The organism is Nocardiopsis salina YIM 90010 (genome assembly GCF_000341025.1).
GTDB lineage: Bacteria > Actinomycetota > Actinomycetes > Streptosporangiales > Streptosporangiaceae > Nocardiopsis > Nocardiopsis salina.
On the sequence record NZ_ANBF01000237.1, the window covers coordinates 24,031 to 34,655 of the forward strand.

The 10,625-nt window shown below is 68.4% G+C and carries 20 protein-coding genes and 1 pseudogene; 7 read left to right on the top strand and 14 right to left on the bottom strand.

Going from position 1 to position 10,625, the window contains the following annotated elements:
- The 6 genes from D474_RS32460 to D474_RS30150 all read left to right on the top strand — a co-directional run bounded on the left by D474_RS32460 (position 1) and on the right by D474_RS30150 (position 3,063).
- A complete protein-coding gene (locus D474_RS32460) occupies positions 1-339 on the top strand; it encodes an H-type lectin domain-containing protein (RefSeq protein ID WP_017616393.1) in 339 nt (112 codons plus the stop codon).
- Between the two features lie 12 nt (positions 340-351).
- On the top strand, positions 352-603 hold the full coding sequence (locus D474_RS0125905) for a hypothetical protein (RefSeq protein WP_017616394.1): 252 nt from the start codon (positions 352-354) through the stop codon (positions 601-603).
- A gap of 78 nt (positions 604-681) precedes the next feature.
- Positions 682-1,518, top strand: coding sequence for a peptidoglycan recognition protein family protein (locus tag D474_RS0125910; protein WP_017616395.1), 837 nt, complete (start codon positions 682-684; stop codon positions 1,516-1,518).
- Complete coding sequence (locus tag D474_RS0125915; RefSeq protein ID WP_152477094.1) at positions 1,518-1,736, top strand: hypothetical protein; 219 nt, start codon at positions 1,518-1,520, stop codon at positions 1,734-1,736. Before D474_RS0125910 ends, D474_RS0125915 begins: the two co-directional genes overlap by 1 nt.
- Positions 1,733-2,371 carry a glycosyltransferase family 32 protein gene (locus D474_RS0125920; RefSeq protein ID WP_017616397.1) on the top strand — a complete coding sequence of 213 codons (639 nt, stop codon included), beginning with the start codon at positions 1,733-1,735 and terminating at the stop codon, positions 2,369-2,371. Before D474_RS0125915 ends, D474_RS0125920 begins: the two co-directional genes overlap by 4 nt.
- A complete protein-coding gene (locus tag D474_RS30150) occupies positions 2,368-3,063 on the top strand; it encodes a hypothetical protein (RefSeq protein ID WP_017616398.1) in 696 nt (231 codons plus the stop codon). The genes D474_RS0125920 and D474_RS30150 overlap by 4 nt, the downstream gene beginning before the upstream one ends.
- A 61-nt stretch (positions 3,064-3,124) precedes the next feature.
- On the opposite strand, the gene D474_RS32880 is transcribed toward D474_RS30150, so the two are convergent.
- The 8 genes from D474_RS32880 to D474_RS0125970 all read right to left on the bottom strand — a co-directional run bounded on the left by D474_RS32880 (position 3,125) and on the right by D474_RS0125970 (position 7,662).
- Positions 3,125-3,262: a hypothetical protein gene (locus D474_RS32880; RefSeq protein ID WP_017616399.1), complete on the bottom strand. Its 138-nt coding sequence runs from the start codon at positions 3,260-3,262 to the stop codon at positions 3,125-3,127.
- 18 nt (positions 3,263-3,280) lie between these two features.
- Positions 3,281-3,805, bottom strand: coding sequence for a hypothetical protein (locus D474_RS0125935; protein ID WP_017616400.1), 525 nt, complete (start codon positions 3,803-3,805; stop codon positions 3,281-3,283).
- On the bottom strand, positions 3,805-5,397 hold the full coding sequence (locus D474_RS0125940; RefSeq protein ID WP_017616401.1) for an asparagine synthetase B family protein: 1,593 nt from the start codon (positions 5,395-5,397) through the stop codon (positions 3,805-3,807). The genes D474_RS0125935 and D474_RS0125940 overlap by 1 nt, the downstream gene beginning before the upstream one ends.
- A 61-nt stretch (positions 5,398-5,458) precedes the next feature.
- Positions 5,459-5,581, bottom strand: a complete 123-nt coding sequence (locus D474_RS33990) for a hypothetical protein (RefSeq protein ID WP_017616402.1) — start codon at positions 5,579-5,581, stop codon at positions 5,459-5,461.
- Positions 5,582-5,917: 336 nt separating this feature from the next.
- Positions 5,918-6,106 (bottom strand): hypothetical protein, encoded by a 189-nt coding sequence (locus D474_RS32885; RefSeq protein WP_017616404.1) that lies wholly within the window; start codon positions 6,104-6,106, stop codon positions 5,918-5,920.
- Positions 6,088-6,306 carry a hypothetical protein gene (locus D474_RS0125960; RefSeq protein ID WP_040704537.1) on the bottom strand — a complete coding sequence of 73 codons (219 nt, stop codon included), beginning with the start codon at positions 6,304-6,306 and terminating at the stop codon, positions 6,088-6,090. The genes D474_RS32885 and D474_RS0125960 overlap by 19 nt, the downstream gene beginning before the upstream one ends.
- Entirely contained in the window at positions 6,303-6,536 is a 234-nt protein-coding gene (locus tag D474_RS0125965) for a hypothetical protein (RefSeq protein ID WP_017616406.1), read from the bottom strand. Before D474_RS0125965 ends, D474_RS0125960 begins: the two co-directional genes overlap by 4 nt.
- A 346-nt stretch (positions 6,537-6,882) precedes the next feature.
- Entirely contained in the window at positions 6,883-7,662 is a 780-nt protein-coding gene (locus D474_RS0125970) for a GntR family transcriptional regulator (RefSeq protein ID WP_017616407.1), read from the bottom strand.
- A gap of 23 nt (positions 7,663-7,685) precedes the next feature.
- Between D474_RS0125970 and D474_RS0125975 the strand changes: the two genes are divergently transcribed.
- The gene (locus D474_RS0125975; RefSeq protein ID WP_204367152.1) at positions 7,686-8,162 is read left to right on the top strand and encodes an NUDIX hydrolase; all 477 of its coding nucleotides are present in this window, start codon (positions 7,686-7,688) and stop codon (positions 8,160-8,162) included.
- A gap of 102 nt (positions 8,163-8,264) precedes the next feature.
- On the opposite strand, the gene D474_RS30155 is transcribed toward D474_RS0125975, so the two are convergent.
- From D474_RS30155 to D474_RS0126005, 6 genes and pseudogenes are all read right to left on the bottom strand, one after another.
- A complete protein-coding gene (locus D474_RS30155) occupies positions 8,265-8,522 on the bottom strand; it encodes a hypothetical protein (protein WP_040704538.1) in 258 nt (85 codons plus the stop codon).
- A 278-nt stretch (positions 8,523-8,800) separates the two neighbouring features.
- Complete coding sequence (locus tag D474_RS32465; RefSeq protein ID WP_239647189.1) at positions 8,801-9,529, bottom strand: hypothetical protein; 729 nt, start codon at positions 9,527-9,529, stop codon at positions 8,801-8,803.
- A gap of 83 nt (positions 9,530-9,612) precedes the next feature.
- Positions 9,613-9,828: pseudogene (locus tag D474_RS34390) on the bottom strand (DUF2637 domain-containing protein); the annotation flags it as partial.
- The gene (locus tag D474_RS30695; protein WP_017616412.1) at positions 9,821-10,009 is read right to left on the bottom strand and encodes a hypothetical protein; all 189 of its coding nucleotides are present in this window, start codon (positions 10,007-10,009) and stop codon (positions 9,821-9,823) included. The pseudogene D474_RS34390 and the gene D474_RS30695, both read right to left, overlap by 8 nt.
- Positions 10,006-10,191, bottom strand: coding sequence for a hypothetical protein (locus D474_RS0126000; RefSeq protein WP_017616413.1), 186 nt, complete (start codon positions 10,189-10,191; stop codon positions 10,006-10,008). Before D474_RS0126000 ends, D474_RS30695 begins: the two co-directional genes overlap by 4 nt.
- A 90-nt stretch (positions 10,192-10,281) precedes the next feature.
- On the bottom strand, positions 10,282-10,625 hold a 344-nt coding region (locus D474_RS0126005; RefSeq protein ID WP_017616414.1), incomplete at its 5' end, for a DUF4352 domain-containing protein.

Here is a 10,625-nt window from a genome sequence, read left to right on the forward strand (position 1 = left end):
GTGTCCCTGTACCAGTGGCGTGCCGGAGAGATCATCACCGCCGAGAAGCTTCGCAGCGGAGTCCAGTTCGGGCTGGTGAACGTCACGCCCGTCACCAGTGTCGGTAGCGGAGCCCTCGGCTCCTCGTACTACCGAGGCCGAGCAGACGTCACGTTCGATGTGCCCTTCGCCGAGATCCCCACGATCCAGGTGACCGCCCGCACCTCGGTGCCTGGTGGCACGTTCATCGAGGCCACGTACACCGACGTGTCCACCACCGGATTCACCATCGTGATCGCCCGGTCCAACGAGACCTCTACCAATGTGGATTGGTTGGCCATCGGTAGGCCCGACCTATGAGAGGGGCTGACGTTGCGCGATGACAGAGAGACCCGCCCCATCCTGGGGCACACCGTGACGGCCGCGGACCTGTACGGGGAGCTCCGGCAGTTGTCCGGACAGCTACAGACCTCGATCACCCACCAAGAGGTGACCCGCACCCAGCTCCGCGACCACGAGCAGAGGATCCGCGCGCTGGAAGCGTGGCGCTACGCACTGCCGGTCAGTGCGTTCTCAGCGGTGGCCGCCGCCATCGCCGCGATCATCAGCGCTTTCATGGGCTGACCTGCCTCACCCCAAGCCGCATATTTGAAACCGCCCCGGCAACGTGCCGGGGTTTCGTCATGTCTGGAGGAGGCCCCTGTGGCCCGACCCACGAACTACGTCACCAGGTCTGATCTGGGGTGGCCGTCCACCAGCGGTGGCAACGCCGCCACGCCCCGGTCGGGGCTGGTGGTCCACTACGACAGCAGCGACCAGAACCTCGCTGCGAAACCCCACTCCGCGTGCGTGGACTACTGGAACCGCACCCGCTCCTTCCACACCGGCCCCTCCCGCGGCTGGGCGGACGTGGGATACAGCTTCATGGGATGTGCCCACGGCTACGTCATTGAGGGCCGCGGTCTCGGCCGTGAGCAGGCCGCACAGCCCGGCGGCAACACCTCCCACTACTCGGTGACGCTGGCGACCGGCCCGAACGACACCATCACCGACGACCAGATCAACGCCGTGCGCGAGCTGCGCCGATGGCTCATGGACGACCACGGCAACGCCGCCGCCGTGCTCGGACACCGCGACTTCACCGCCACCTCCTGCCCCGGCGACCGGGCGTACCGGATGGTGCAGGACGGCACGTTCACCGGCGCCCCGGGCGCCATCACCAGCGAAGGAGATGAGGAAATGCTCGGACTCAGCCGTGGCGACAAGGGGCCCCGTGTGGAGGCCCTCCAGACCAGCCTCAGGCACGCCGGGTTCGCCGACCTGCTCGGCGGACACGGCCCCCGCGGTGACGGGGTCGATGGCGACTACGGAGCCGGGACCTCCGATGCTGTCCTCGCTGCCCGGCAGTACGTCGGATCCGGCGCTTCCTCCGGCGACAGTGTGTCCGGTCCGGCAGCCGCGCAGATCCGCCGGGCGGTCGTGAAGCGAGACATCGCCCGCTTCGAGCAGGGCCTCGACCTGGATGAGGGGTCGTGCTGATGGGTGAGCACGAAGCGCCGAAGCCCGTGCCCAGCAAGCGCCCGGAGAAGAAGGTCGTCGCCAGCACCGCGAGCGGCGCCGGCGTGGCCGTGGTCATGTGGCTCGCCGCCCTCGTCGGGCTCGATGTCCCGGCCGGGGTGGCTGAGGCGGTCGTTGTTCTGGCCGTTGCGGTAGCCGGGTGGCTGGCTCCGCACACGCCCCGCGGCGAGGCGCCGTGATCCCGAAGATTCTGCACGCTTGGTGGGGCGGTCCGGAGATGCCGCCCCACCTGGTCGCCTACCTCGACGAGTGGCGGAGGCTCCATCCGGGATGGGAGTTCCGCCTGTGGACTCCCGAGACCACACCGCACCTCGGTGCGTATCAGGACCTCTACGAGCACCCCGAGATCTACTCGCCCAAGAGCAACGTGTGGCAGTGGCGCTCTGACCTCGCGCGGTACCGGATCCTGCACACCTACGGCGGGGTGTATGTCGACGCTGATCTCGAACCGCTCCGCCCGGTCGATGACCTCCTCGACAACACCGCGTTCATCGCCGAGGAGGGGCGGGGGTTCATCAACAACGCGTTCATGGGTGCCATCCCCGGATCCGCGTGGATGGAGGACGTGCTCGCGGGGCTCCGCGCCTCGGTGCTTGCACAGCCGCGGGCGCGGTCGAACCGCCAGCTCGGCGCCCACTACCTCACCCGAGTCGCCCGCAGGCACCCCGAACTCACGGTGTTGCCCACCGAGCTGGTGTACCCGTTCCACTGGAGCGAGCTCGACCAGCGCGACCGTCCCGCCGTCGACGGTGCTTACACGCGCCATCACTGGCACAACAAAACGACGCAGGTCGAGAGCGAGGTGGTCGTGTGAGGCTGTCCGCCACGATCATGGCCCACCCCGTGCGTGAGGACAGCGCCGAGCGGGTCCGGGCCGCGCTCGATCGGGACGTGGAGATCATCTACGACACCGAGGCGGAGCCGTCGAAGGATCCTCGCCAGCGTTGGCGCACCGGCCGGCGCGCGTGGGAAGCCCACGACCCCGAAGCGGACTACCACCTCGTGCTCCAGGACGACGCGCTCATCTCCCGCGACCTGATCACGGGACTGGAGAAGGCCCTCGACGTCCTGGGACCCGAAGGGCTGGTGTCCGCGTACACCGGCACCGGGCGCCCGAACCAGACGCACGTTCGTCGCGCCCTGTCCCGCGCCACGGACCGTGACGACGCGTGGATGACGACACGTTCACTGTGCTGGGGCGTCGCTATCCTCACCCCGGTGCACACGATCGGCGACATGCTCCGCTGGTGCTCGCACGGGAGCAAAAGCCGGATGCCCTACGACATGCGCATAGGCAGGTACTACAGGGATCGGCTCCGGTGGCGCACCTGGTACACGGTGCCGAGCCTGGTCGAGCACCAGGACGGCGAATCCCTTTGCGGAAACGGCCGCGGCTCCTCGCGGGTGGCGCACCAGTTCCTCGGCGAGGACGCATCGGCCCTGACGGTCGACTGGACACGCACCCCGCCGTCCGGGCTCCCGACCCTGCACACTGTCCCTGCTTGAGCCCTGGGTACACGACCGCCCCCGCTCCACCTTCGTGGTGGGCGGGGGCGGTTTCGTCGTGTCAGGACTCGTCGGTCTCGTCGGCGTCGAGGTCGATGCCGAGGTACTCGGCAATGGCGTAGGCGCCTTCAGCGCCCGTGGCGGTGAGGATCTCGGCGAGCTGGGCTTGGTCGTCCCGGGTCAGGGGGTCATCGTCCATGCACAGGGTGTACCCGGTTCAGGCTCGGGTGATCCGGCCGGAGAGCAGGCTGTCCAGGTCAGGACGTACCTCCGCTGCGCGCGTCAGGAACGTGCACACCTTGCCCCTGCGATCGACCTCCCGCAGGACCGTCCACCCCTGCACGCGCGTGTAGTACCGGACCAGCTCCGGAGCGAACGTGCCCCGTCGCACCTCCTGATGCCCGGTCCGAGCGGCGTGGCCAAGAGCCCACCGCGCCAATACCCACCCCAACCGGCGGTCGTTCGGGACGGTCCACGTCGAGGCGAGGAACACCGCCGGGATGTCTCGTTCCTCCTCGGTGAACGCCCACGCCGGCGATTCCGTGTAGGTGGTGGTGCAGCCTGCGATCTCACCGTCGTCGAGCAGGACCCAGTTTGGGGTCTCGTCGCCGGCCTGTTCGGCCATGGCGGCCGCGGCTCGGAGACTCACCCCGACCCGACGCTCCTCCAACCACTGCACGCGCCGGGACACCATGTCCTCGATGCCCTCGGCGTCGTCGGCGACCGCCGGTCGAATCTCCATCACACCCGTGTCCTTCCCCGCAAGCTGCGCACGCCCACTTCCAGTATCAACGGCCGGTACACATCAAAGGTCCTGCCACCGGTGGCTTCGAACTCCGCCGCGGAGCGGTGAAGCTCCTCGCCGTCGAGGTAGCCCTCCTCGACCAAGAGCGCCCCTTCATCCAAGAGGTCCCTCAGGAGGCGGCTGCCGTGGCGTCGCATCGACAAGTCCAAGACCTCTTGGAAGGTCTCTTTCAACTCCGGGTGCGAGACGTCTCGGGAGAACCCCGCCCGTGCCAGCCGGTCCCGCAGCAGACGCTTGTCCGATCTCCACTCGGCCGGCAGCGACTCAGCCAAGCGCACCACCTCGGGAGCCGCGAATGGGGTGATCGGCCAGATGCCGTGGCGCATGTGCTGGGGGTAGATCGCGGAGAAGCAAGCCAGGATCGACCACAGGGTCGGCCCCAAGGGCGCCGCCCCCTCGAACCGGTGCGGGAGAAGCTCCCGGCCGCGGGGCCCGAGGAAGGCCGGCACGCCCCGGACGTGACGCAACGGTGAGTGCGAGGTGAGTCCGAGGGCCTCGCGTTCGGCCCGTCTGAGTTTCATGGCCTCATCACCACCGAGGCCAGTGAACAACACCCGCTTACCCGCGGACGCGTAGTCCTGGAGGAGGACGTCCCGGGCCTCGGCGTAGGGGCCTTCGTCGGGGTCGAACGGCACACCGCGACGCCGAGGACCGTCCGGGGCGAACGGTAGATGCTCGGCCATCTCGACCGTATGGTCAGGACCGAACCCGTGCGCGAGGAACTCCGAGCGTCGGCGGCGCTGCTGCTTTCCCATGGCTCCGGGGAGCAGCATCGCGCCGGTGCCCACGCGCCCGGGGTAGAGCTGTGCCAGGGACAGGGCCACGTTGGTGGAGTCCATACCGCCGGACACGTCGGCCACGGTGTGGTCGGGATCGACCTCCCACCGGTCGACCACCCCGGCGAGCACCTGCTCGAACGCGGCCACCGGGTCAGCGTCGGGGCGGAGTTCACGCGGCAGGGCGTGCATCCCGGGTTCGGGGTAGGTGATCTGCACGTCCGCGCCGGTGTAGGTGGCGGTGGCTCGCTCGGTGAGGGTGACTACGTCGGCGAGCAGGGTCGCCGAGGAGTAGTAGTTCGCGTAGGTCAGGAACCGCACCACCGAGAGCGGATCGAGGCGACCGGGGTCGACGTGGTCGACGAGGTCGAGCATGTCCCACGAGCCTCGAAGCGTGCCGTCCGCGGTGGCCAGATGCACGGGCGCGCACCCCCATTTGCTCGCCTGGATCCTGGCCTTTCCGGCGGTGAGCTCGATGGTGAGGAAGCCCAGCGGCCAGTCATGCACGGTCTCGGCGCGCTGGGTGTACTCGTCGGCCGTCACGTAGTCGGTGCTGGTGTTCCAGTCGAGGCGACCGCGCACGCGTTCTCGGATGACCATGAGGGTTCGTCCCTCGGTCATGCTCATGCGGGATTCGAGGCAGGGGTGCGAGTAGGGCGTGAGGGTGGAGCGCCCGGTCGCCCAACCGGTGGGGGTTGGCCGCCACCGGTCGGGGTGGTGCAGGTCCTCGGGATGGATGTGGAGCTTGAGCACGGGGGTCCTCTCCGAAACGAGAGCGGGGCGGCCGTGTGGCCGCCCCGCGGGGGGTAGAGGGTTAGATCTCGTCGTACTGCTTGGGGGCGTCCCCGTCGCCCTTGACCTTGGTGTACTCGTCGGCCTGGTCAGGGACGGCGAGCTTCTGGGGGGTCTGGAACAGGTCCTCGATGATCTCGTTCACGGGGCAGTCCTTCCAGTCGTTGGGCTACTTGCCGTTCTTCTTCTCGTTGCGAAGGCGGTCGGCCTCTTCCTCGGCCTCCTTCTCGGCCTTGGTCAGGGGGCGGTCGGCCCGGGGGTCGTCGGCGTCGTAGGTCTTCACGTGGTTCCTCCTCGGCTGTGGTCGGGTGGAGGGTGCGGCCGGTTGGGGTGCCCCGTCTGGGGAGTCGGGGCGTTGTGTGTTGTCGCCGGCCGCACCCGGCTGGTTGGAGGCGCCCGCCCGTGACACGCCCCTCGATATGTCCCGGGCGGGCTCCCCTGCGCCGACCCCCACGAGGGGAGGGGGCGGCGGGCTGGTTAGTCAGGCAGCGACCGGGATCGGCTCGGCGATCTCCAAGAGCGCCACGAGATTCAACGCCTGCGTGTCCCCCGTCGCGACCCGCGCCTCCCACCGGCGGCGCCGGTGAAGGTGGTCAAGCACGTAGGGGCGCACGACCAGACGACCCGGGAGCGGGCGCTCGGCCGGAACAGTCAGCAGCTCCCTTGCCACGGGGCCACCCCCTGACCGATCGCCTTACCGGGGTCGTGGAGGCGTGCCTCCAGTTCCTGCGGGGTGGGCTCCATGAGCGTCGGCGTGACACCGGTACCGGAACGTCGTGGGTTGGCGATCCACCAGTTCGGAGTCCGCCAAATACGCCACGTCTTGCCGTAGGTGCGCTGGAGGTAGTCGAGCACGGGATCCTCGGTCATCGCGTCCTCGCCTCCGCGCACTCGATCGCGGCTCGGAGCTCCTCGGCGGTGGACGCCCGAAGCCCTTGGAGGCTGGGGCGGGGGTCGTGACGCCTCGCGAACCAGGCGCCGGGGGTGCCGCCGTGATCGGTGCTGCGGGTGATGGTCCACCCGGTGCCGTAGGCGGTGATGAGGGCGGTGAGTTCAGGATCAGCCGTGTCGACGGCGACGGGGGGTGCGGTGGCGTTCATTCACATCGCCCCCCGAGTGAGAAGCGTCCGGACCAAGAAGGCCAGGAGCGCGAGGTCTCCGGGTTGGTGCACGTAGGCCCGTACACGGCACGCTCGACGCGCCTTATGGCCACTGAACACGTCGCTCTTCGACCTCGAAACTGGATCCAGGACAGCAGCATTCATGAAGCACGCTCCAGGATTGGTGGCGCGCAACTGGTGGCAGGCGCGCCATGTGCACCACGGACCACAGACCTCCTGTCGAGGTGCAGTCCCCATGTACTCATGTATATAAGTTAGGCTGCACCACTTATGTACATGAGTCAACCCTGCGAGGAACAAAGGCCGGAGAAGACCGGAGGGTGGCTCAGTCCAGGGCTGAAATCCGGTAGTCAAGTACGAACTGATCGGCGGCCATGATCGTGTCGCAGACTTCCACCACCCGACCGGACGTGGTAACCGCGTTACGGGTCAGGTGGATCACCGGAGCACCAGGACTCAGGGCTAGAGCGGTTGTCTCCTGTTTGGTAGCCAGTCGCGCCCGAACAGTCTCGGTGTACTCGGCGAACTCGTGACCGTGTTCCTCCAGGCGGGCGTAGATACCGCCTCCGCCGGGGTTCTCCTCGAAGAGCTCAGGGATGTCCCGTGCCACGCTCCAAGCCAAGTAGGAAGTAGCTTCTTCGGTCGGTGCGCCATCAGAGAAGTACAGCCGTCGACGAGCGAGCACCTTCTCCCCTTCCGCTACGCCGAGCCTGTCCGCGACATCCGCAGGCGCTTCGACGGGGCCGATCGAAAGCACCTTCACCGTTGGCTTGACGCCGGCCTGCTCAGTCTCGGCGATGTAGGCCGCCTTGCCCGCGCGACGGTGGGAGCGACGGAACCGATCCGAAGACTTACGTGTCACAGGAGGGCGCGACTTCACGTAGGAGCCCCGACCCTGGTGGGTCTCCACGAGTCCGATCGTCCGAAGGTGTGCCACTGCCTTCCGAACCGTGCCCGAAGAGACGCCGTAGCGGCGCATCAGGGTCGACTCACTCGGGACCTCTTCGGCGGGAGCCAGACGGCGACTCTTGATCTGCTCTTCGAGGTCGTCCGAGATCTGTAGATATCGAGGCTTCCCAGACCGCGCGCCTGCAACGCTCACCATGGTCCTTCCACCCTCCTATGCTCATGTACATGAGTAACAGCAGCGGAGATCAGCCGTCAACGCCACTGCATTCGGTGTCAGTCGCTGGAGCTGTCATCCGAGAAGACGGTCGGCTCCTAGCGATCCGGCGTGCTGACAACGGAAAGTGGGAGCTTCCCGGTGGAGTCCTGGAACTCCCTGAAACGCCGGAGGCCGGTGTGTGCCGGGAGATCTGGGAAGAAACCGGCATTAACGTAGAAATCGACCAGCTCACAGGAGTCTACAAGAACACAGCGCGGGGGATCGTCGCCTTGGTCTTTCGGTGCAAGCCGTCCGGCGGTGTCGCGCGCCCTTCATCCGAGTCGACTGCGGTCGAATGGCTCACTGCTGAGGAGATCACCGAGTGCATGTCCGAGGTCTATGCCGTCCGGCTCACCGACGCACTTGACCCGCAGCCCCCGCGTGTGCGAAGCCACGATGGCCAACGCTTGTTCACGGCCGAAGTAGGCGGGATCTGGTGAGGGTCGCGTACTCGGGGCAGGGAAACTACGCACCAGGCGCCTACTGGGCGAGTCCCCTTAGGTTGCGGCGTTGCGCTGTGGCCCTGGCGAGGCGTCCGGGATCTACGCTTCGGCGCTACGGGGCTCGCGCGGCACGCCGGAGTAGATCTGCCCGTCAACCTCGGACACTTCGCCGGCGGGGATCTCGGCAACCTCCCACCGCCATGTCTCAGGGGAGTCGCGCCACTGAGCCACCCATGTGATCCGCGCACGGAGCCCGCCCGAGGTGTGCACCCACGCCAGAAGGTAGGCGAGTCCGCCCGCGGTGCGCGCACGCACCACGGGCGGGACGGTGGAGATTGCGGAGTGGTACCGGTCCATGGCCGCGATCCTCACACCGCGGTGGACACCGGTGGAGGACCTACCGCTCGGCGGGGTGTCGGGGAGGACCAAAGTCCCGTTACGAAGATCCGACCGTGCGGCTCCTTCGCGCACTGGCTGAGGCCTGGTCCGCTGGTCCTGTGCCTCCGCCGAGGGTAGCCGCCACCCGCGGAGGCGCCGGGCTGTCCGTGGTCTCAAGGCTCAGGACGCCACGACGCCCGCAAGGTCGGCGCCGGATCATCATGCCGGTCCGGCGCCGACCCGTACCCCCCCGTGCCCTACACGGCCACCGGGAGATCGGCCATGGCCGCTCGGACCGTGGCCAGGATCCGACGCCCGGTGCGCTCGGACACGCGGCCGTGGCCAGACTCGGCCAGCAGCGCCACGATGTCCGCGCCGGTGGCCGAGTCCGCGGTCACCTCGGTCGCCGGGTCGGTCAGCCACTCCATGACCCTCTCCTCTCGGTCCCCGATGGTCACGGGAGCCGGGGCGGACACAGCCACTGTGTCCGGGGACGTGGTCGTCGCCGCGGCGGCGCGGGTAGGGGCGAGGACCTCGACCGCGGACACGAGACGTCCGCCGCAGATGACCGGGCTCTCGTCGGACAGCGGCGCGACCAGTTCCTCGACAGTGGTCACCTGGTGGCAGATCACCGGCCGGACGTCTTCATTGGCCACGGGCAGGGACTCGACGAGGCTGGCCACGGACACGATGGCGCCGCAGATCACCGGACGCGCGTCCGGCGCGGCCACGGGGACCGTCCCGGCCAGGGTGGCCACCGGCACCACGGGGCCACAGATGACCGGACGTGCGGACACGGCCGACGCCTCGCGCTCGGCCTGTTCCCCGCCCACTGCACGGGCAGCGGCCACGCGGACCATGACCGTGGCCACGGGGATGGTGCGGCCGCCGCAGATGGCCGGACGGCGATGGTCACCATGAGCGGACACACTGTGCGTGGCCATGGCCAACAGGTACGCCATCTCGGCCACAAGCGGGACCCACACGGCCGCGGCCACTCCCCGCCACCCGTATTGGAGGGCGGGGGCGGGGNGGCCACCACGGCCACGACGAGGGTCACCTTCGCAACCCTCGGGGGCTCCTGGCCGCGGGACTTAGCGAACCCGGTCACGGCCAGAGCGACCACGATCGCGCCGTCCACCGTGGCCGCGAGGATGGCCGCCTCCCACGGCTGGGCGCCGGCCTTGGTAGCGAAGCTGAAGATGTGCCCGTAGCTGACCGCGATGAGCCCGACCGCGATGGCGAGTGAACCAGTGATGGGCAGGACCGTGGCGAGGCTACGCACGGGGCACCTCCTGCCCCTCGTAGGTGGCGGTGAGTCCTGCGAGGAGGTCGTCGAGGTGGGGCAGCGCAGCGCACAGGACTCGCCCGGGGGCGCGCTTGTAGCCGTGTGCGTCGAGGACAGCGAACACGTCCTGAAGGAGGGCCGTCGTCGGGCGTGCAGCGGTGGTGGTGTGCTCGCTCACTGGGCACCGCCCTCGGCGCGAGGCAGGCGAGCGGAATCGATGCGCCCCTCGTAGGCGTCGAGAACGTCGCCGAGGAGGACCACGGCCGCTCCGAGCGCAGCGTCGTCGGGGCAGTGGTGGCCGTGCACGTCAAGGACGGCGAGGACGTCCACGGTCAGGCCGTGGGTGGGTACGCTGTTCACGTTCGTCTCCGAGGTCAGGTCTCGTTGAGATGGACAGGCCCCGGCCGGTGTTCCAGCACCGGCCGGGGCCGCTTTCATGTGGGGGTGTTGCTAGTCGAGGTCGACGCGCACGCCGTCGTCGAACATGGTCTCCCCGTTCACGAGCATGTATTCAATCTCGGTGCCCTCGTTGATGTCGTAGGCGAGGACAGCCTCGGCGCTCTGGCCGGGGTTGAGCTGGTCCACGAAACTGGCGTCTGTCGACGCAGTGATGTCGTACTCGTACATGTTGCCGTCAGCGTCCATAAGGACCTGATCGCTACCGCTGAGGTACTCGGCGGAGGAACTGGTGTTCTCCGCCGTCAGCTCGACGATGGCGTACTCGCCGCGGGCCTCCTGGGTGAGGCCGAACTCGTCCTCAACGGACGGGACGCCGTACTCGATGGAGTGGACGG